Here is a 21424-nt window from a genome sequence, read left to right as displayed (position 1 = left end):
AAAATCGAGACCCTCAAGGCCTCGATTTAATAACTTTACTTAATCTCTTTAGTCAAAGCCGCAATAAACTTATCCCAGCCTTCATCGCCATCTGCATCATTCTTAAATACGCCAGCATCTTGAAGAACTTGTTCAAATACTTCAACAAGTGATTGTTCCATCACTTGATCCACATTGTCCCAGCTAATTTCGTTTTCAGCCTTAACTTGATCAGCCCATTCTTTATGACTTGCAGCCATCTTATTGTCTTCACCAAGCCAGTATTTCTTTACTTCTTCAAGTTCACTCTTAAGTCGTCCTGGCAAAATAGCTCTACCCATAACTTCAATCAAGCCGATGTTTTCCTTCTTAATGTGCCACAATTGCTTGTGTGGGTGGAAAATCCCAAGTGGGTATTTCTCGCTAGTATTGTTATCACGTAAAACAAGATCAAGAACAAAATTCTTACCTTCACGGTGCATGATTGGAGTGACAGTATGATGACGTGTTTCACCTTCATATGCCTTAATATCACGCGCAGTATCAGAATAGTTATCCCAGAATTTAATAATCTTGCTGCCAAGATCAATCAAATCAAGTGAATTATCTGAAGTTAAACGTAAATCACTCATTGGCCAATCAACGAGGCCTGCCACAACTTTAGGATAAGAATCAAACATAATATTCTTCTTGATTCCAGCCTTCATCATTGGGAAAGTATGACGACCACCTTGATAGTGTTCATGAGCAAGCATTGAACCACCAACAATTGGTAAATCAGCATTAGAACCAACGAAGTAATGAGGGAAGATTTTTTCAATTTCAACTAAGTTAATCAAGGTCTGTTCATTAATCACCATTGGAATATGCTTTTGATCCAAGAAAATGCAGTGTTCATTAAAGTATGCATAAGGTGAATATTGGAAGCCCCATGGACGGCCTGCAATGTTCATGCGGATAATTCTTAAATTAGAACGAGCATTCTTACCATAACCACCTAAATAGCCTTCATTTTCAAGACAAAGCGCACATTGAGGATATTTCTTACCTGTTGCATGTGCTGCCGCAGCGATGGCCTTCGGATCTTTTTCAGGCTTGGATAAGTTAATTGTAATTTCTAAGCCGTGGCCTTTAGAACTAGTACCTGAGAAAACAACATTCTTAGCAATAGCTTCTTTTTTAACATAATTGTTGTCTTCACATAATTTATAGAACCAATCAGTGGCCTTTTCTGAAGACTTTTGCATTTTTTGCCAGAAAATACTATTGGTCTTAGATGGTGTTGGGGTAGCTAGATCATAAAGTTGATCATTTAGCACTTCACGAGAAGTGATGTCATCCGGAATTTTTTCATTCTTAACTGCTAAATCAACTAACTGCTTAGCTGCCGGTTGATCATTTTCTTCTTCGTCATGATCACCAACTAATGCTCTAATTTTATTAATGACATATACTCGATCTAATGGTTCGTAGGCTCCACTATTTATAACTTCATCCGCAAATTTTTCAATAATTTTCATAACTTTCCCTTCTCACACTAATTAAATTCTCTTAGTACCGTCAACGATTTCTGCATCATAGAAGCTTGCATCATAACCAACTGCATCACGATAAATCTTGCCGACGTTCTTCTTAAAGTTTTCAGCTTCAGATTTCTTAACGATCGCAATGGCACTACCACCGAAACCGCCGCCGATCATTCTGGCACCGAGCACGCCAGGTTGTTTCCATGAAGCCTCTGCCAAAGTATCAAGTTCCTTACCAGTTACTTCATAATCGTAGTGAAGAGATTCATGAGAAGCATTAATCAAACGACCAAGCTTTTCAAGATCGCCATCCTTCATAGCTTGAGTTGCACGCAAAGTTCTTTGGTTTTCGCTAACTGCATGACGAGCACGCTTGATTTCTGTTTCATCATTAATGAGGTAAGAATATTCATCAAAAGTATCGTTATCAAGCTCACCTAATGCCTTAATATCAAGCTTTTGTTGCAACTTCTTAAGTGCACGACCACATTCAGCAACTCTATCGTTGTAAGCAGAATCAGCTAAAGTATGTGGATTATTAGTAGCCATGATGATGATTTCGTAATCACCTAATGCAAGTGGTAAGTATTCATACTTTAAGGTGTTGCAATCTAGGAAAATAGCACTATCTTTTTTACCCATAATGCAGGCAAATTGATCCATAATTCCTGAATTCAAGCCAACAAATTCATTTTCAGTTCTTTGGCCCATCTTGGCTAAACTTACACGGTCAACATCTAAGTTAAATTCATCTTTTAAAATGATTCCCATTAGCATTTCAATGGCTGCACTGGATGAAAGACCTGAACCTGATGGCAAGTTAGCTTCGATGTACAAGTTAAAGCCATGATCAATACCATCATACTTTTCACGCAAATAAGTGATCATGCCCTTAAAGTAGTTAGCCCAGAAACGGTCTTCATCTTTTTCAACATTTGTGTCATCAATGTCAAATTCAACGATATCGCCGTCAACGTTGCCTGAGTAAAGGCGTACCTTTTTGTCGTCTCTTGGACCATAGACTCCATAAACACCTAAACTGATTGCGGCTGGAAAGACGTGTCCACCGTTGTAGTCAGTATGTTCACCAATTACATTAATTCGACCTGGTGAGAAAAATACATCCTTTGCCTTTTCGTTAGAAGTTGCTTCATATTTCTTAAGTAGTTCTTCTTTATTCATAAGTTTTACCTCAAATTTATCCTGTAATCGTTTTCAATATTTAGTATATACTCTTAACGCTATTTAGTAAATACTTTACTTTAACAAATAAAATATTTATATTATTTAGTTTATTGCAATACAAAATCTGATAATATCGCTTGAAGAAAATCAATTCTTTTCTTGTACTAAATTACTGATTAGGCATAATATAAATGTGTAGGCATTAATCCTAATGAGCGGTCGGCTCATGGTCAATCTGATACTTTTATAGGACGCAAGGGTCTAACGGGTTGCGAGGGCCAAAACTAATCTCGATATTAAATTGGGACGTAAGGGCCAAACGGGTGGCAGACACCAAAATAAACCGACCATGATTGGTTCACATTTTAATATGTGAACTCATTTTTTTGGGGGGAGAATGATGAATAGAAAATACAATTATAGAAAATTAAAACCTAAAGAATATAATTCTTTAAAACGTGTTATAAATGATATTTATCAAGCGGCTGCGTTTTACAACAATACTTTTATTAATAAAAAGGTTACATTTTATACTAAAAATACTTCAATTACTATAATAGCTTCTACTGTAAGTGTCAATATTTTTAAGTGTCAATATTTTTGTAATTATTATTTTGATTATGTCTCATTTAGTATATTTTCAAAATTTTAGCATATCTTTTATATTTAAGTAAAAATATACTTTCAGCCAGTAGTCGATTATAATGATGGCAGACTATTCAGAAAGCAGGATCAGTATGAAAGATTTCAATAAGTATGTCATCAAGTTTGCTCGTTTTTTACAATCATTATTAGTCATTGCCATCGGTTTATTAGGTGTTTTACTAATCATCCTTCTATTCCGCGATCTGATTCCGCTTTTCCAATTACTGCTTTCACCATCGATCAAAGAAAGTAACTCTGCTATCATGGATGAAATCATCGTCTTCTTCCTGTTCTTCGAATTCACCGCCATGATCATCTCTGCTTTGCGTCACCACGGCCATACTAGTATTAATTTCCTAATGGGTTTAGGCGTGACCGCATTAATTCGTAGCCTGATTACCGCTCACGGGGATGTCTGGGAAATCGTAGCTACTTCAGTATCGATTCTAATGTTAATCATTGCCATGGTGATTTTTAATAAACATATGAAAAATATGTAATTTAAGCTGAAAAAATAAGAGCTAAGTTCAATTGAATTTAGCTCTTATTTTCTATCTAAAATTTTCTCACCCCATGCTGGTACACTTGCTTATCTGCTTGCTCTACCGCGGCAACATCCCTAAGCGGATTATCTTTCAATACTAAAAAGTCCGCATACTTTCCTTCTTCTAAAGAACCATATTCATCATCAATCTGTAATAACTCTGCTGAACCTAACCCCGCTGCATGCAAAGCTTGATAATTACTTGCTCCTGCTCGAACAAGTTCAGTTAGTTCCTTAGCGGTACTTTCAAGAGGATTCATGAAGGTTCCCGCATCTGTACCCAAAGCCAGTTTTACTCCTGCCTTAATTGCCTTGCCTACATGTGGGTAGAATGCATCAACATGTTGACACATTTTTTGATATGAAAAATCAGTCATTTTTCCTTTACCGTAAACAGCAATTTGGTGACCAGCGATCAAAGTCGGTGACAAGAATGTTCCTTGCTGCTTCATTAATTCAATGTCGTCATCACTCACGTAAAAGCCATGTTCAACAGAATCAACACCAGCTATTACCGCATAGTGGATGCCCAGCCGACCTTCCGCATGTGCACACACCGTCATATGCTTGGAATGAGCTTCTGCTCCCGCCATTTTCATTTCTTCCAATGATAATTCGGTATCATCAATTTGATCGCCTTGCGACATGATCCCACCGGTCGCCATTAATTTAATATTTTCTGCACCTTTTTTGAACTGTTCACGAACTGCCTTGCGAACATCATCAGGTGAATTAACCAAATGAGAAACATTCAATTCATGATTTTCACCTAAAGGCTGATCAGCATGACCACCCAAGATAGAAATTGGCATCCCCGCTGGTCTCATTCCTGGTCCTTCAAAAGGATAATCATTTCGCATATTTTTCAGCTTTACATCTACATCAAAAGGAACGCCGCAACTTCTAATGTAAGTTACCCCACCTTTTAAACCGTTTTTCAAGTCCTTCAGTGCCTTATAAGTAACCAAAGTTTCGGTCTCTGGATAATGATCTTTGGCTGCATTTACCAATCCCACGTGAGTATGGGCATTGATCAAGCCTGACATGACATATTGTCCGTCTAAATCTACCTGTTGCTCAACCGCCACATTTAACTTTCCTGTACCCTTGGCAGTCAATTTTCCGGTCTCATTATCAACTACAAACCAAGCATTATTTAATAATTGTTCCCGATCACCAACAAATAAATTGCAATTTACAAAAGCTGTCTTAGTCATTCTTATTTTCTCCTACTTTGTAACAAAGGTATTTCTAAAATCAAAACTGCCGTTGAAGACTAAACCATGAACATTTCTTCTAACCATCCAGGCTTGACCATCATGATAAAGTGGGGTCAATGGTTGTTGATCGTCTAAAACTTGTTCTGCCTTTACCAAATCGGTTAAACGCTTTTTCACGTTCATTTCTTCACTTGAAAGAGTTAGATATTGATCATATTGTTTGTTAGACCATTTACCAAAGTTGTAATTTCCCCCACTCATCATTACGCTTAACATTGCGTAAGGATCGTTATAACCAGTTGTTAAGCCAGTAAAGTCAACGTCATATTTGCCGTTAAGCATGTTGCTCACTCTAGTAGTCTTAGGCATTGATTGAACATGAACTTCTACTTTTTTACCAAAAGTACTTTCAAGTTGACTTTGGACATATTCCATTACTTTCTTAGAAAGATCATCGTCATCCCCACCTAAAGTAAATTCAACCTTAGATTTGCCTAATTCCTTTAAGGCTTTATCAAATAAAGCTTGACCTGCTTTTTTATTAAATTCTGTATACTTGCTCGTAGCATTTTGCTCAGCAAAATATTTATTGAAGTTCATGCCATTAACTGTTTCTTGTGGAGCAGTAAAAGTGGTAGCTACAGTATTGGCTCCACCTACAGTTGAAGCGAGCTCTTTACGATTCAAGACCATTGAAAAAGCTCTTCTCAAGTTAACATTGGCCATATCTTTATTTTTGGAAACATTGTAAGTTAAATACTCTGTTCGATCGGATCTAAATACCCTGTAACCAGTTTGATGTTTCAATTGTTTAGAAGCCTGAGTATCAAGAAAGGCCCCGTCTAATTTTCCTGATTGATAAAGGGTATAATCTGTGGCTGGCGTTTTGACTACGGTGTAATTAACGGTATTTAATTTAACGTTTTTCTTATTCCAGTAATAATTGTTTTTCTTTAATTTCCAGCTTAAGTTTGAACCTGTCCAACCAGTACTTACAAATGGCCCGTTATAAACCATGTACTTCGATGCAGTACCATATTTTTTACCGTATTTCTTAACTGCTTTTTCACTTACCGGATTCCAGCTCGAAGCGGTTAAAGTTTTAAAATACGGTACTGGATGAGTTAAATGAACTACTAAAGTATGTTTATCCTTGGCCTCAACGCCCAAAGAAGTTGGAGATTTTTTACCAGCTACTACTTCTGGAGCGTTCTTAACTGCTTGATAATTATTTTGTTGCTGAGATTGGGTCTTAGGATCCATTACTCGTCTTAATGAATAGACAAAATCATTAGCTGTCACCGGTTCACCATTACTCCACTTGGCATCTTTTCTTAATTTAAAAGTCCAAGTCAGTCCATCTTTGCTTACCGTAGAAACGGTCGCCACACCAGGTTCAACTTTGCCATTATTGTCAACATGATTTAATCCTTCAAATACATTAGTTGCTTGTTCACTACTAGAAGTATCAACCATTTTATTTTGGTCAAGTGTCTGTACTTCTGAAGTAGTCATCCAAGTTAAAGATTTTTCATAATCTCGAGAATCAGCTTTACTATTCGAACAAGCTGCTAACATAGTCGCAGCGCTTGTTGTTACTAATCCACCTGCTAAAGCTTTTAACAATTTTTTCATAATGCTCCTCCATTTTTCCTTAGCTCGGATAAACAAAAAACGCCCTACTAGATCTACTTGATCTAATAGGGCGTCTCCACCTATTCTTCATCAATAACAAAGTTACTGACCTCATGCAGGTGCGGCCAATCAAAAATGATCGGCGATACGTCGCCGCTATAAAGGGCGGACCCTGAAAATACTAGTATCGTACTTCCTGCTCAAAGGTGATTTTCAAATAAAGCTTAACTATCTTCTTGCACCAACCGAAGACTCTCTGAAAATCGTGCTCTATTTTACTTTCCTTATCAAAGCTAAAATGATTTTTTTGTTGAAAATAATATTAACAGATTCTAATTTGATGTCAACATATTTTTTAATATCTGCATCATCCGCAAAAGTACTCACTTTTACGGATTTTCTTTTATCTTGATCCTCTGATTATCCGTATTTTTTCAGAACAATATTTTATATTTACTTATTATTCATTCGGATTATAATTAAATCATCCAGTTTTTAAAAAAGGAGATAAAAATGGATTTTCATTCACATCGTCTACTCAAATCATCAGCTGTCCTGCTTGCTTTATTAAGCATTTCAGCATTTTCATCCAACGTTTCGGCTAAAGACTCGGGCAATAATATTGAGATTAAAACTAATCTCGATTCTGCCACTGAACCCGAACAATCTGGTTGGAGCAGCAGTAAAAAGTATCGCCATGATATTCCGATTCAATTTTTAGGAATCAACGATTTGCACGGCGGTCTAGAAAGAACGGGCAATGCTTGGCTTGGCGCTACTAAATATCCTAATGCCGGCAGTGCTGTTCGCCTAGCTTCTTATCTTGATAATGCTCAATCATCCTTCCAGCGTGAAAACAAACATGGTCATACCTTCCGAGTCGAAGCTGGCGATATGGTTGGCGCTTCACCTTCAAATTCTGCCTTACTTCAAGATGAACCCACTATGCAGGCTCTCAAAGCCATGAACTTCAAGATTGGTACTTTGGGTAACCATGAATTCGATGAAGGTCTAGGTGAATTTCACCGCATCTTGGTGGGCGGCAAGCCGACTAAACATTATAATGCCGCCGAGATGGCCTATCCACACCGCAGCTCTGGTTTACAAATCGTAATTTCTAACGTAGTAAACCGTAAAACAAATAAAACACCGTACAATTTCAAGCCGTATTTAATCAAAACTGTCAAAGCTGCCAATGGCAAAAAAGTAAAGGTTGGCTTCATTGGTATCTTAACGACTACCATGCCGACTTTGACCACCTATAAAAATTATAATCCCTACAAATTTATCGATGAAGCGCAAGCAATCGCAAAATATGATCGACTACTTCGCAAAAAAGGCGTCAAAGCCATTGTTGTTTTAGCTCATACCGGTGTCGCTACACAGACTGACGCACAAACTAAACAAACTTCCACCTCAGGTCCAGTAGTAGATATCTTGCAAAAACTATATCGCATCGATCCTAAAAATTCTGTTGACCTTTACTTTGCCGGCCATTCACATCAATATGCTAACGCTACCGTAGGACATACTCATTTAGTACAAGCAATTTACTCAGGCGAAGCATACGACGATATTATTGGCTACCTTAACCCTAAAACTCATGATTTTGCTGCTAAGAGTTTAGTAGCTCACATATTCCCAGTATTGTCAGCCAAGCAAGATCCCACTGTAAAAGATAATGCCAAGGTGACGGCAATTGTTAAAGATGCAGACCAGCGCACCGCTCAAATTGTTAACCAAAAAATTGGCGAGGCAGCGATTGCTAAAAATCTAACCGGCCGTGACAAAAATAATCAGTATTTTGAAAATGAAACCGGTGATCTAGTCTGTGATGCTCAACTTGCCGGCGCTCGTGAAGCAACTGCTAAGCAAAACTTACATGTTGATTTTGCGATGACCAATGGTGGCGGTGTCAGAGCTGGTCTTGCAGTAAAGCCAGACAAATCAATTACTTGGGGCGCCGCTCAAGATGTACAGCCATTTGGCAATATTTTGGATGTCGTTTCGATGACCGGTCAACAAATTTACGATGTGCTTAACCAACAATACAAGAACTTTGGAAACGGTCATAAGACTTATCTGTTAACGGCTGGCTTAAAGTATGATTTCACCAAAAATGACGATCAGACGCAACCATTCAAGGTAACCAAGGTATATGGCAATGATGGCAAGCCAATTGATTTGCATAAAACTTATCATGTCGTGATCAACGAGTTTCTCAAAGGTGGCGGTGACTATTTCAATCAATTTAAGACTGCCAAACAAGTTGCGACTGCTGGTGTAGATACCGATGTATTCGTGAAATACATTAAGGATCAAACCACAGCCGGTAAGCCAATTACGGCTCCTAAATTAGACCGCAAACATTTTGTCGCTGGTAAATAATTCAATTAATTAAAAAAATAAGAGTTAGGTCTCACTTCAAAATAGAGCCTAACTCTTATTTTTATTTTTCAATTAATGCTTAACTGTCAATCTCTTTAACCCAGGCAGGCTGATCATTACTACAAAACTGATAATGTAAAGAGCTGATAGGAAACCCATGACTACCGTCAAACTATAGTGATCCATCAAGATGCCAATTACCACTGATGAGAAACCACCGATTGCTCGACCTACATTGACAATGATATTATTAGCCGATGACCGAATTTCCGTAGGATACAATCTACTAATCACGGCACCGTAGCCACCAAACATCCCATTTGAGAAGAAGCCCATGACAGCACCAATTACCAGCAAGCTCGCCATGTTTTGTGCCAAAGCTAACACATAAACCATCACGGCTGAGCCAATCAAGAAAATTGCAAAGGCACGCCGTGGGCCAAAGTAATCAAAGATTGAACCGAAGGTCATCATTCCAACGCTCATCCCAATAATAGTGGCAATCATCCACAGACTTGAGCTAGATACATTTAAATTCAATTGCTTTTGTACAATCGTTGGTAACCAGTTCATTAAACCAAAGTAACCGGCAATTTGAACGGTCATCATTACCATTAAGCCTAGACTTTGCAGGGCTAAGCGCGGTGTACTGAACATCTTCTTCACTACATCAGTTAATAAAGAACCTTTTTCATTATTTTTGGCTGCTAAAAATTGATCACTTTCATGCAAATGCTTTCTAATAAATACAGTCAAAACTACAGGCACAATTCCGACTAGGAACAACATATGCCAACCTAAATGGGGAATAATCCAAGCTGCTACTAAGGCGGCAATAATTGCACCAATTTGTCCACCAACTGCTGCGATTGAAGTCATTTTACCAATCTGATGACTCTTAAAGTTTTCCGCAATTAAAGCAATACCGACTCCATATTCACCACCAGCACCAATACCAGCAAGAAAACGGAGGGCATAAATCTCATAGATATTGTTTGCAAAAGCCATCAAAGCAGTGGCAATAGCAAAGATCAAAACCGTGTGTGAAAAAGTTTTAACCCGGCCAATCTTGTCACCCAAGATACCAAAGCAAATCCCGCCAAACAGCATCCCCAAGTTAGTGATTGAGGAAATCAATCCTGCTGCGCCACCTGACAAGTGTAAGTCGGCAATCATCGAACTCATTGCAAACGATAAAAAAAGCACATCCATGTTCTCTAGTGCGAATCCAGATGAAGTAGATGCAATAACCCACTTCTGGTTTTTACTTAGTCCATGACTGTGCGTATCAATTATATCCATTTTTAGCCTCCAAAACGAACGCTCTCTGTCGTTCAATTATTTCTTCGATTCCCCATTCTACTCGTTTTATATTTTTTAACAAGGGGGAATTGGGTTAGATGAATATTTTTAGCTTTAACAAAATAAGAGCTAAGCTCATTAACTTAGCTCCTATTTCATTATTGAAGAGGAAATTATTTTTTATTATTTTGTAGTTATTTCAAACACATTATGATGTACTTCTACCTGATCACCTGACTTAACCAAGTTTTTGGCATTAGCAACATAATCATTAGTATTAGTAATCAAGGTTAAAACTACAGGATCTTTACCCGCATCTTTAATTTGCTCCACGTCAGCTGTTGCAAGCAAGGTATCCGGCGTAACTTGATCGTCTTCCTTAACATGCATGGTAAATGGCTTACCTTCAAGTTCAACGGTATCTAATCCAAGATGGAGCAAAACTTCTAATCCTTCTGCTGTCTTAATCCCGATAGCATGTTTAGTCTTAAAAATTGATTCAGGGCATGATGAGATGGCAGGGGTTCTATTTATCTGATCATACTGCCGCTTTAAGCCAACAGAACCAGCAGTTGAATGAAATATACGTTCCACGTCCGCAACAATCCTTATCAGTAATTACCGAGGTATTGGCGGACGCATATCAGCGTCAGCAACCAGTGACCATTCAATTCAAAACGGTTGACCAAAACAACCGCCATTTACCAGATATCACCACCTTGATCCATGGCTACAATGCCAATGATATTGTGATTGACGCTGATCGGTTTATCCCCCCCCCCCCCAAAAAAAAAAAAAATTTTCTAAAAAAAAAAAAAAAAAAAAAAAAAAAAAACCCCCCCCTTTTTTTTTTTCACCATTTTTTTTCCGCCCCTTTTTTTTTTTTTTTTTTTTTTTTTAAAATTTTTTTTCAATTTTGGAAAAAAAAAACACAAACCATTGCCAAAAATTGAAAACGTTTTTCAGATCTCCTGATAAATATGCTTTTATATTATCAACAGTCATATGCAACAACCGTTCTCTTGTCTCATATGGGGCCCAAGCAATATGTGGGGTAATATAACAATTTTGGGCCTGTAATAATGGGCTATCACTAGCAATGGGCTCCCCTTTAACAACATCAGTGGCGTAGGCATAAATTTTGCCTTCATTCAAGGCATTCTTGATGTCCGCTTCATTAGCCGTTTTTCCCCACCCACGAAACAGAATAATAAAAAAAACCCCCCCCCCCCCCCCCCTTCAACAAAAAAAAAAAAAAAAACACCCCCCCCCTCCCCCCCCCCAAAAAAAAAAAAAAAAAAATTTTTTCCCCCCCCCCCCCCCCCATTTTTGGTATTTTTTTCCCCCCCCCCCCTTTTTTGGGGGCCCCCCCCAAAAAAACCACCACAAAACCCCCCCCCCCCATTCCCAAAAACCTCCAACCTGATTTTTTTCCAAACCCCTCCTGATCCAGGGGTGTTTTGTGTGTAATGACGATATCAGCATATTTAATTCGTTTTATGATTTCAGCGTTATCGTTAACTGGTGTACGATCATATAAAGTGCAGTCGCCCAATTTTTGCAAGCTTTTCCAATTTAAATCTTTGTTTAGTTCATATCCATCTAAAAGAACAATTTTCATAGTGTTACCCCCCTATCTTTTCAATGTTTACGTTGAAAGAGTGGTTTGGGCTATGTGACTCACCAGAACGTCCTCCAGTGTTAATCATGGTTGTTGTATATACTTTCTTCATTTGATGACCTCCTTTGATGACCTCCTTGAAATAATCGCAGCTTTCGTTAAACGCAAGCCACTCGACTAACGACTCATACTTGAAGCCATCTTAATGGCAGTTTCGGCTGAACGTGCAGATATTTTATACAAGATGGCACCTTCTTGCCAAGTAATAGTTTGGTTTAATCCATTATCAGTGACATCAAAGTTGCCTGCCCCAACTTGGCTCGGAATGGGAAGCGAGTACTGGTTAAACAATGCTACCAGTTGTTTGCTCATAGCAACTGGATCTTGGCCCATGACAGGTGAGGCATGTACTGTTACCGACCAGCGACCTGCTTGCCATGTGAGATAAGCTTGTCCAGCTCCTCGATCAATAGTCCCCTGAACACCACTCCCAAGATCAATGACCGGTAACCCAGTCTCTTGTGCGTGGTGATTAACCGCGGTCACTGCAGCCGCTGTGGAGACATAGGCGGTTTTATTGAATGTTGCATAAGGCGTTTCGCTAGCTAAGGTGCTGGCATTAAATTCCTTGGCTGTAGCTCCAACACTATAATAAACCGTATATCCGTATGCATTACTAATATAGTGCATATTCAAGCGCTTATGATTTTCGTTCAACCCATCAACAGTTGGCTTTTTTGTAGTCCCAATTGCCATAGACAACCTCTGATTGAGCTCTTGAATTCGAGAATCTGTAGTATCCTCTTTTACTGATGAGTTCTTTGATGATATTGAACTAGCCACAGTAGATGAAGAACTAGAAGACATTTTCTCTTTTGCAGAATTAGATACCTTCGTAGCGGAACTAATGGATGTCGATGGTGTTTTAGAGTTGGTACTAAGCTTCGAACAACCTCCGATTAAAAGGCATGCTGTCAACGTTGTGATAACAATCTTGCCCTTCATGTGACATTCCTTCTTTCCATTGTTGTGTCACGGCGTCTCTAGATTGGATTAACTGCCCACATGGTCCGAAATTATTATTTATGATTATAATAACATAAAGCAATTTTAATTGTGCAAAATACGTTTTTTTAAAATTCGACGTAAGTGTCAATATTTTTGCGGTAGGCTATTAACCATTAGTCTGACCTTAATTTCTTAAATATTTATTTGATTTATTTTTCTGCTAAAATCGTTTAAATAGCTATATCCTGCTGTTAAGCTTTCAATGGCGCCGTGATGAATGCCCAGATGAGCTTCATGCGTCTTTCTTAGGCTGGCACGAACTGCACCTTTCAATTCTTCCTGATCACCAATATCGAGCTGTCCACCTGCAAACTCACTGCTAAGCCAGTATTCCAGCTCTTTGTTTTTAATGCAAGTCAGTACACGCAGAATTCCTTCGGCACCATCTTCTGACCAGTATTTTCCTTGCCCTTTGACGCGATAAGTATATTTACGGTGATTGCTTTCACAGCAGCCAATTGCCTTAATTACGGACAAATGACGCATTTTGAATGGCTTAATATCCACCCAGCGACGATGAAGATAGCTGCGCAGGCGCCTTAAATTCTCATGATTTTCTGGCGTATTCAGCTCATCAATCAGATTGCTTTCAATCGTGTCTAAAATCACGTCAGTCAAGTGACGGTCATATTTAAACTCAACTGCACTGATCAATTTGCTTGGCATAGCCGGCATAAAGCCTAAACGGTCCTTGATCTTTTTATTCAAGTGAAAGACATCCAAGAAGTGTTCGTGCTGCCGGCAATAGCCAACTATTTCATCAAAGTCTTTCTTGGCATAGCCAGCACCGCCATCGGCATTACTGATGATTAAAGTATCGCTTAAGTCATAGGTATTGGCTAAATAAGCTTTAATTTCTTGCAAAGCATCCAAGCGGCTTAAAGAAACAAACTCTTTGGCCTGTACTCTCTTTCTGCGCGTCTTGCTTAAATTAATAATATCCTCGCAGACTTGATAGCGATGAAATTCCAGTCGCTTCTTGGTGCCTTTAATCACAACGCCATCGCCTTCAAGATAAAGCACTGGCACCTTTTTCTTTTGAGCAATACCATCGTATCTTTCCTCAGACTGCTGCTGTGCTTTAATCTGTTTGCCTGCTTGCACAATCAGCTTGCCAACTTGACTATGACTAATATTGAAACAGGAGAGAGTATTAACAGCTAAAGCAGTATTGCGGTAAGTTGCCACGGCGCTAACCTGCAAAATATCCTTCACTGCCAAAACACTGTAACGCTTATATTTGTCATAGCCCATCAGCTTATCCAGTGGATATTTAGCCTTTTTGCCAGGACAAGCATATCTTCTGCGCCAATAGCTGATTTCACCAAAGGCAGTCACAACTGAACGCTTATTTTTCTTCTCGATCTGATAGCCTTGCTTTTTAGTCTCTTCAACTAGACCAGCATCAACTTCTTCTAGTGCTGCTGTCATCAATTCTCTAATCAGATCAAAGAAATAGCACATTAATGCCTTTTCACGGGCAATAACATTATTTTCAGACTTAATAATTTTCACGATATCAGCTATAATAGATTCCATAAAAGACCAGCTTCTAATGTGTTTTGTTCTTAACATCAGACTACTGGTCTTTTTGTTTGAGCTCAAGTCCAAATTCAAAGGACTTGAGCTTTTTTAATTAATTATTCAACTTACCGCAAAAAATTATACACTTAGCGATAATAATCAAGAATCGAATCAACATAGTCCATGTCTTGGCTGATTCCGTCAACATATTCATATGACCAGAAATTACTCCAGTCAAATACGATTCCAACTTTAGCATTAATTGTTGAGCCTAAAATCGTTGAATCGGCTCTTTTTAATTTATAACCTAAATCTACTAATTCTTTAAATACTCTGGTATCTGTTCTTTGTGAATGTGCAATTACTGCACTATGAAATTTTTCTGAGCCACCGATAGCTTGTTTTAATTGAAAGAATTGAACGGTATCTGCACCATGAGCCACCACGGCCTGCAATTCGGTTGCCGCCATTTGTCCAGGTCTCTTAAAGGACTATACTGCCAGTTAACCTGTGACGGAGCTGACTCCATTAACATGAATGGCTGATGTTTCAAGCTACGCATCAAGTCATATAAAAATGCTGGTTTATATGTAGGTGCATCGTAAGTAGGATAAGAATCATAAGAAATAATATCTTGATCTTTAGCCCACTTTTGATAGTCAATCATCTTATTTGGTAAGCTATGGAAATTGGTAGTCACAGGAGTCTCAGAATCATGTTTTTTAATAATTTGCTTTTCCATCTTAAACAGATTTTGCAAACTTTCTGATTGAAAACGCAAATAATCAATTGAAAGACCCGCAACAATAGTTTCACTGCCTTCGGGGCCCCATGCATCCCCTAACTCATTTGGAACTACAATTTCATTCCAGTCATAGATAGTATGGCTCCAAACATTCATATTCCATGCTTTGTTTAAAGCATCTAGAGTCTGATACTTATCCTTCAGCCATTTACGAAATTCATGTTGACAATTCTCACAGTAGCAATTGCCACCATACTCATTATTTACGTGCCAAACAACAATATTAGGATTATTTTGATAATGCTTAGCTAATTCTTCAACTAAATTACCAGCTAATCTTTGATAATTTTTGCTATTCGGGCAAAAGTTGTATTGCTGACCAAAAACATGTCGTCTGCCTTGATAATCAATTCTGGCAACATCTGGATACTTTTTAAACATCCAAGCCGGCATTGCAGCAGTAGACGTACCAATTACGATATCAAAGTTCGCATCTGATAATTTTTTAACTACTTTATCTAGCTCGGAAAAATCATACTTACCTTCTTCAGGTTCAAGCAATGCCCAAGAAAAAATATTGATTGTAGCTGAATTAATATCTGCTTTTTTAAAAACTTGAATATCTTTAGACCAAGTGTCTTCAGGCCATTGATCCGGATTATAATCTCCGCCGTATAAAAACGTGTTAATGCTTTTGTCATTTTTCTTTCTCTACTTAAATTGTACATCTACTACTTTTTCACCATGTTTAATATCTTTACCAGCTTGAATAGCACCAGAATTTTGAATTCTACCTGGTTGAGTATAGAATATCACGATCGTGTCTTTATAACCATTGTTAAGAACCAAATCACGATCAAACTCAAGTAATTTATCGCCCTTTTTCACTGTTTGACCATCATCGTAGAAAGTTTCAAAGCCTTCTCCACGTAAATTGACAGTACCCAATCCTACATGGACAACAACTTGTAGTCCATTTTGTGACACAATCTCGAATGCATGCTTTGTACCGAAAGTAAACTTGATCGTTCCATCAAATGGTGCATAAATTTGACCACTGCTTGGCTCAATTGCAAATCCTTTACCAGGGAATGGTTTACCATCTTCATCAACAACAGAAGACATTTGCATTAATTCACCATCAGCAGGTGCATAAATAGTTACTTCTTTTGTTCCTGTATCTACTGAAGTCTTCTTTTCAATCTCGCCTTGTGCAAGTTTACTCTTCAATTCTTCAATAACTTGTGCGTGTTTCTTTTCACTCAAAGTTACTTTGAGTGAAAATACTACAATAGATAAAACTGCCAAAGCTAAAGGAATATATAAAGCCATCATATTAAATGTGTTAATACCTTTGCTCGTCATATCTGCTGCAGTAGCTGATCCAGTCATCCCAGCTGCAATTGCCACATAACCAACTAAGGCATTTGAAACAGCACCAGCAAATTTATCAATCATTGGACGAACAGCTAAAACAACGGCTTCATTTCTTTGACCAATCTTAAGTTGACCATATTCAATAGCATCAGTTAAAGTTAAAACAGTTACCAACAGAGCGAAGTTAATATTGAATAAAACTAAGCCTAAATCCATTAAGAAGACATTGTTATGACCAAAGATAAATAGGACATATGCTAATACCATACAAGTTTGGCCTGCAATAAACAACCATTTTCTTGGAATATATTTGTTCAAAACTGGGAAAGATGGATTAATGCAGCAACCAATAATTGTTGCAATTATACCTACTACCCAGAAATCATTTGGCTTGCCAATTACAAACTTGTACATGTAGAACAAAACACCATTAGTAATTACAGCAGCAAGTGAATACAATAAGTAAGCTAAACTTGGCCACAAAATTTGATCATTATGGAAAATCGCACCAAATACTTGACGCAAAGTGGTTTTCTGTTTGGCCGAATCTCTAATAATGTTGTGCTTTTCTTTAGTACCAAAGCAAACAATCAAGGCACAAATAATTGCTAAGGCTGAAATTACGGCCGCAAAGGCGAACCAGCCAGGAGCTCCTTCTTCGTGTTTGCCAGTAACCGCGTAAGTTACACCGGTAACCAGTGGCACAACAATAATTGGCAAACTATTCCAACCAATAATACCTGAAAAGGCACCAAGTGAAGTATAAATACCACGTTCATGTGAATCTTCACTCAAAGCTGGAACCATGCCCCAGTATGAAACATCTGATAATGAATAGAAAACATCAAAAGCGATGTAAATCAACACAAACAAAATTGCAAAAAGGATCCAATTCTGTTGTGCTAATCCAAAAATACCAGTAAATAGAATAAGTAATAATGCTGCACTAACAACAGTACCTATTAAAATCCAGGGCTTGAATTTACCCCATCTTGTTTTAGTATTATCAACAACATTTCCTAAAATAGGGTCAATGACTAGTTCGATAATTCTTACTAGTACCATTAATCCAGTAATTAAACCTATTAATTTATCAGCAACGGATTGATTTAATCCGCTAAACATTCCACTAGTAATAAAAATAATAAAATATGTACTCATTACACCATAAAATGCTGAGTGCCCCAAATTGCCCAGACAAAATGATGCATAGGAAACTATTTGTTTCCCCGAAACTTTATGATTATGCATGATAATTCCTCCCAAGATTCCTTTTTAGAAATCGCTTACACGAAGTAATTTATCATTTTTTTTTGTTCTAGTAAAATATTTATTTAGATTTACTAAGCTATTTACTAAGTATAAATATTTAAAGAAAAGGCTTATTTACGTCATTCTTTTTTAAAAAAGGCTTATAAAAAATTTTTTTCTTTACCAAAACGTTTACTTAACACTAAAAGTCATTCTTTTTTATACATGTAAATCAATATTTAAATTTATGCTTACATCAGTTTCCTCTACTTAAACTTCACTTCAACCACCTTTTGACCATGTTCAACAACTTTACCTGCCGAAATTTTACTCATTTTTTCTACTCTACCAGGTTGAGTATAGAAAATTACTATCGTATCTTTATAACCATTTTTTAGTGCTAAATCACGGTCAAATTCTAATAGCAGTTCACCTTTTTTAACAATTTGTCCATCATCATAATATGACTCAAATCCTTCACCACGCAAATTAACTGTGCCAAGACCAACGTGAACTATAACTTGCAGACCATTTTCAGTTACAATTTCAAACGCATGCTTGGTACCAAAGGTAAACTTAATTTTGCCATCAAATGTGGCAAAAATTTGCCCACTGCTTGGATCGATTGCAAAGCCTTTACCAGGAAATGTTTTGCCATTTTCATCGATTACTTCAGACATAGTCATTAATTTACCATCTGCAGGTGCATAAATGGCAGTCGACTTTACATTTGCTGCAGGTAAATTGCCATCTTCGATCTTCCCTTGTGCAAGTTTACTCTTTAATTCTTCAACCACTTGAGCGTGTTTCTTTTCAGATAAAGTTACCTTGCTTATAAAAATGATAATAGCTAAAACTGCCAAAATTAATGGCACATATAAAGCCATAATATTGAAAATGCTAATATCGTGACTTGTCATATCTGCTGCAGTTGCTGAACCAGTCATGCCTGCCGCAATTGCTACATATCCTACTAGCGCGTTTGAAATAGCACCGGTAAATTTATCGACCATTGGTCGAACAGCTAAAACGACGGCTTCATTTCTCTGACCACTTTTCAGCTGACCATATTCGATGGCATCAGTTAATGTTAAAACAGTTACTAATTGAGCAAAGTTGATATTAAATAGAGCTAACCCTAAATCCATTAAAATGACGTTATTGCGACCGAAAATGAACAACCCGTATGCCAAAATCATACAAATTTGACCGCCAATAAATAGCCATTTTCTTGGAATATATTTAAAATTGGAAACAATGGACTAATGCAAAAACCGATTAATGTGGCAATGACACCAACAACCCAGAAGTCATTTGGTTTATTAATCACGAATTTGTACAGATAAAACATTACCCCATTTGTAATTACATTAGCCAATGAGAACATCAAATAAGCCAAACTTGGCTATAAAATCTGATCATTATGGGAAATTGCCCCAAATACTTGACCTAAAGTTGTTTTTTGCTTGGCAGAATTTCTAATTAAATTATGTTTTTCATTAGTTCCTAAACATACGATTAATGCACAAAGAATAGCTAAGGCTGAAATAACCGCCGCAAAGGCAAACCAACCAGGAGCCCCTTCTTCATGCTTGCCAGTCATTGCATAAGTTACACCGGTAACCAGTGGCACAACAATGATAGTTAGTCCGTTCCAACCAATTGCACCTGAAAAAGTCCCCAAAGCAGTATAAATACCACGTGCGTGTGAATCCTCACTTAAGGCTGGAACCATGCCCCATCTGATAAGGAATAAAAAACGTCAAAACCGATATAAATGATTACAAATAAAATTGCAAAAAGAATCCAACTCTTATGTGCCAAGCCGAAAATACCGGTAAAGAGAATTAGCAGTAATGCGGCACTAGCTACCGTTCCAATAAAGATCCAAGGCTTAAACTTGCCCCACCTTGTTTTAGTATTATCAACGATGTTCCCCAACACTGGATCAATTACTAACTCTACAATTTCTTACTAAAACCATCAATGCAGTAATTAAGCCAATTAACTTATCTGCAACTGAATGATCTAGTCCTGTAAACATGGCACTAGTGATAAAAATAATAAAATACGTACTCATTACGCCATAAAAAGCTGCGTGTCCTAAATTCCCCAAACAAAAGGACGCATAGGAAATGACTTGCTTTCCTGAGATTTTATGATTATTCATCTTTTTCCTTCCTCCCCAATGAATCTCTGCAAGCGTTTGCATGAAAGCGATATACGCTCTTTTGTTAACTAAGTAAATCCTTTATTTATTATTACTAAATGGTTTACTTGCAAAGCAAATAAAAAGAGAATGTGAGCTGTTCACATTCTCTTTTTTATTTTCTATCAAAAAATATTTTTCTTTACTAAAAAATTTACTTTTCTTGGGGAACGAAGCTTTTTCGTACTACCAAATTAGTGTTCATCCGGATATCAATCTTTGGTCGATCTGGACGAATAATCAAATGAGTCAAAGTATCAAGTGCCATATCAATCATTTCTTGTTGATTAATGTTGAACGAAGAAAGTGGTGGTGAAACATACTTAACCACATTGCTATTATTAATACTTAAGATCTTAGTATCTTTTGGTACATTTACGTTTTCTTCGTTAAAGGCTTGTAAAACGCCAACGGCTAAAGTATCAGATGCAATTAAAAATGCTTCAGGTAAATCATTTTTGTATTTAGCCAAAACCATTTTTCCCAATTTATAACCATTTTCAACGCTAACCGGTCCTTCAACGCATGTCCATTTAGTATCCATGCCTCTAGTTTTCATGTATTCAACAAATGTAATTGAACGCAAATCGTTTTCCTGAATATGGTCATGCTTAGGGCCAACGCCACCGATAAAACCGATCTTGTTAATGCCATTTTTGATAAACAAATCAATAGCATTTTTAACCGTAAAAGGCAGATTAGGGCGAATTGAATCAAATAATTCGGGAGCTGGATTGGTATCAACAAAAACACCATTAGGCAAAACTTTATGCAGCTTAACCAACTGGGCGTTTTCAATTGGCTCCGCCCCTACTCCAATAAATCCTTGGAACAAAGAAGCGTTCTTGATTAAATCTTCTATGTCATAAAAGGTTTTCATCTTCAGCGCATCTCGCTCTACAGTTGAAACTAATGCTTGTTTCAACGAAGTGAAATACTCATCCTGCAATTGTTCCTTATGATTTACTCGATAAAGTAAAGCAATTGTGGGCTTGATTTTCTTTTCTTGATGATCTTCCCAATAGCCCAATTTATTAGCAATCTCCAAAATTTTATTTTTGGTATCTGCAGTAATAGACAAATTAGGATCATTATTTAATAAACGTGATACTGTCGCTGGAGAATAGCCTGATTCCAGCGCAATTTCTTTAATTGTTCTCATAATTATTTCTTTTCTATTTTTATAAATTCTCTTTCTTTATTAT

At 37.4% G+C, this 21424-nt stretch carries 12 protein-coding genes, 6 pseudogenes and 1 other annotated feature; of the genes and pseudogenes, 3 read left to right on the top strand and 15 right to left on the bottom strand.

The annotated features are described in order from the left end of the window. Nucleotides 1-35 precede the first annotated feature (35 nt). Entirely contained in the window at nucleotides 36-1499 is a 1464-nt protein-coding gene (locus tag AADV52_RS01215; protein WP_014918498.1) for a UDP-glucose--hexose-1-phosphate uridylyltransferase, read from the bottom strand. Between the two features lie 21 nt (nucleotides 1500-1520). Further along, on the bottom strand, nucleotides 1521-2687 hold the full coding sequence (locus AADV52_RS01210) for a galactokinase (protein WP_014563280.1): 1167 nt from the start codon (nucleotides 2685-2687) through the stop codon (nucleotides 1521-1523). A gap of 740 nt (nucleotides 2688-3427) precedes the next feature. Here AADV52_RS01210 and psiE point away from each other — a divergent pair. Further along, a complete protein-coding gene (gene psiE, locus AADV52_RS01205; protein ID WP_013854643.1) occupies nucleotides 3428-3835 on the top strand; it encodes a phosphate-starvation-inducible protein PsiE in 408 nt (135 codons plus the stop codon). Nucleotides 3836-3890: 55 nt separating this feature from the next. On the opposite strand, the gene AADV52_RS01200 is transcribed toward psiE, so the two are convergent. Further along, a complete protein-coding gene (locus tag AADV52_RS01200) occupies nucleotides 3891-5096 on the bottom strand; it encodes a metal-dependent hydrolase family protein (RefSeq protein WP_014918496.1) in 1206 nt (401 codons plus the stop codon). A 12-nt stretch (nucleotides 5097-5108) separates the two neighbouring features. Further along, nucleotides 5109-6734 (bottom strand): peptide ABC transporter substrate-binding protein, encoded by a 1626-nt coding sequence (locus AADV52_RS01195; protein WP_014918495.1) that lies wholly within the window; start codon nucleotides 6732-6734, stop codon nucleotides 5109-5111. Nucleotides 6735-6797: 63 nt separating this feature from the next. Beyond that, nucleotides 6798-7034, bottom strand: a binding site (T-box leader). 213 nt (nucleotides 7035-7247) lie between these two features. On the opposite strand from AADV52_RS01195, the gene AADV52_RS01190 reads away from it, so the two are divergent. Beyond that, complete coding sequence (locus tag AADV52_RS01190; RefSeq protein ID WP_014918494.1) at nucleotides 7248-9122, top strand: bifunctional metallophosphatase/5'-nucleotidase; 1875 nt, start codon at nucleotides 7248-7250, stop codon at nucleotides 9120-9122. 72 nt (nucleotides 9123-9194) lie between these two features. Here AADV52_RS01190 and AADV52_RS01185 read toward each other — a convergent pair whose 3' ends face one another. Together AADV52_RS01185 and AADV52_RS01180 are read right to left on the bottom strand one after the other, a co-directional pair. Continuing rightward, nucleotides 9195-10424, bottom strand: a complete 1230-nt coding sequence (locus AADV52_RS01185; RefSeq protein ID WP_013854648.1) for an MFS transporter — start codon at nucleotides 10422-10424, stop codon at nucleotides 9195-9197. 183 nt (nucleotides 10425-10607) lie between these two features. After that, complete coding sequence (locus tag AADV52_RS01180) at nucleotides 10608-11018, bottom strand: PTS sugar transporter subunit IIA (protein ID WP_409045158.1); 411 nt, start codon at nucleotides 11016-11018, stop codon at nucleotides 10608-10610. Here AADV52_RS01180 and AADV52_RS01175 point away from each other — a divergent pair. Beyond that, nucleotides 10925-11377 (top strand): annotated as a pseudogene (locus AADV52_RS01175) (hypothetical protein); the annotation flags it as partial. The gene AADV52_RS01180 and the pseudogene AADV52_RS01175 overlap by 94 nt on opposite strands. Here the strand turns inward: AADV52_RS01175 and AADV52_RS01170 are convergent. The 9 genes and pseudogenes from AADV52_RS01170 to AADV52_RS01130 form a co-directional block, all read right to left on the bottom strand. Continuing rightward, nucleotides 11322-11636: pseudogene (locus tag AADV52_RS01170) on the bottom strand (NAD(P)-dependent oxidoreductase); the annotation flags it as partial. The pseudogenes AADV52_RS01175 and AADV52_RS01170 sit on opposite strands and share 56 nt — an antisense overlap. 225 nt (nucleotides 11637-11861) lie before the next feature. Next, a pseudogene (locus AADV52_RS01165) lies at nucleotides 11862-12045 on the bottom strand (D-2-hydroxyacid dehydrogenase); the annotation flags it as partial. A 10-nt stretch (nucleotides 12046-12055) separates the two neighbouring features. Next, a pseudogene (locus tag AADV52_RS01160) lies at nucleotides 12056-12157 on the bottom strand (organic hydroperoxide resistance protein); the annotation flags it as partial. Between the two features lie 65 nt (nucleotides 12158-12222). After that, nucleotides 12223-12801 (bottom strand): hypothetical protein, encoded by a 579-nt coding sequence (locus AADV52_RS01155; protein WP_014918489.1) that lies wholly within the window; start codon nucleotides 12799-12801, stop codon nucleotides 12223-12225. A 444-nt stretch (nucleotides 12802-13245) separates the two neighbouring features. Beyond that, nucleotides 13246-14652, bottom strand: a complete 1407-nt coding sequence (locus tag AADV52_RS01150) for an ISLre2 family transposase (RefSeq protein WP_126096169.1) — start codon at nucleotides 14650-14652, stop codon at nucleotides 13246-13248. Between the two features lie 134 nt (nucleotides 14653-14786). Continuing rightward, nucleotides 14787-16072: pseudogene (locus AADV52_RS01145) on the bottom strand (beta-galactosidase); the annotation flags it as partial. A gap of 21 nt (nucleotides 16073-16093) precedes the next feature. Beyond that, nucleotides 16094-18010, bottom strand: a complete 1917-nt coding sequence (locus tag AADV52_RS01140; RefSeq protein ID WP_014918487.1) for a PTS sugar transporter subunit IIA — start codon at nucleotides 18008-18010, stop codon at nucleotides 16094-16096. A 266-nt stretch (nucleotides 18011-18276) separates the two neighbouring features. Beyond that, nucleotides 18277-20180: pseudogene (locus AADV52_RS01135) on the bottom strand (glycoside-pentoside-hexuronide (GPH):cation symporter). A gap of 193 nt (nucleotides 20181-20373) precedes the next feature. Beyond that, on the bottom strand, nucleotides 20374-21381 hold the full coding sequence (locus AADV52_RS01130; protein ID WP_014563270.1) for a LacI family DNA-binding transcriptional regulator: 1008 nt from the start codon (nucleotides 21379-21381) through the stop codon (nucleotides 20374-20376). Nucleotides 21382-21424: the final 43 nt, after the last annotated feature.

Source organism: Lactobacillus helveticus (assembly GCF_046109915.1).
In the GTDB taxonomy this organism is placed as follows: domain Bacteria; phylum Bacillota; class Bacilli; order Lactobacillales; family Lactobacillaceae; genus Lactobacillus; species Lactobacillus helveticus.
Note: the sequence above shows the minus strand (reverse complement) of the source record. Positions and strands in the feature narration are given on the sequence as shown.

Bases quoted from the DNA above. Each gene is read 5' to 3' on its own strand.
- AADV52_RS01215 (WP_014918498.1), bottom strand. From the start codon at position 1,499: ATGAAAATTATTGAAAAATTTGCGGATGAAGTTATAAATAGTGGAGCC.
- AADV52_RS01210 (WP_014563280.1), bottom strand. From the start codon at position 2,687: ATGAATAAAGAAGAACTACTTAAGAAATATGAAGCAACTTCTAACGAA.
- psiE (WP_013854643.1), top strand. From the start codon at position 3,428: ATGAAAGATTTCAATAAGTATGTCATCAAGTTTGCTCGTTTTTTACAA.
- AADV52_RS01200 (WP_014918496.1), bottom strand. From the start codon at position 5,096: ATGACTAAGACAGCTTTTGTAAATTGCAATTTATTTGTTGGTGATCGG.
- AADV52_RS01195 (WP_014918495.1), bottom strand. From the start codon at position 6,734: ATGAAAAAATTGTTAAAAGCTTTAGCAGGTGGATTAGTAACAACAAGC.
- AADV52_RS01190 (WP_014918494.1), top strand. From the start codon at position 7,248: ATGGATTTTCATTCACATCGTCTACTCAAATCATCAGCTGTCCTGCTT.
- AADV52_RS01185 (WP_013854648.1), bottom strand. From the start codon at position 10,424: ATGGATATAATTGATACGCACAGTCATGGACTAAGTAAAAACCAGAAG.
- AADV52_RS01155 (WP_014918489.1), bottom strand. From the start codon at position 12,801: ATGGCAATTGGGACTACAAAAAAGCCAACTGTTGATGGGTTGAACGAA.
- AADV52_RS01150 (WP_126096169.1), bottom strand. From the start codon at position 14,652: ATGGAATCTATTATAGCTGATATCGTGAAAATTATTAAGTCTGAAAAT.
- AADV52_RS01140 (WP_014918487.1), bottom strand. From the start codon at position 18,010: ATGCATAATCATAAAGTTTCGGGGAAACAAATAGTTTCCTATGCATCA.
- AADV52_RS01130 (WP_014563270.1), bottom strand. From the start codon at position 21,381: ATGAGAACAATTAAAGAAATTGCGCTGGAATCAGGCTATTCTCCAGCG.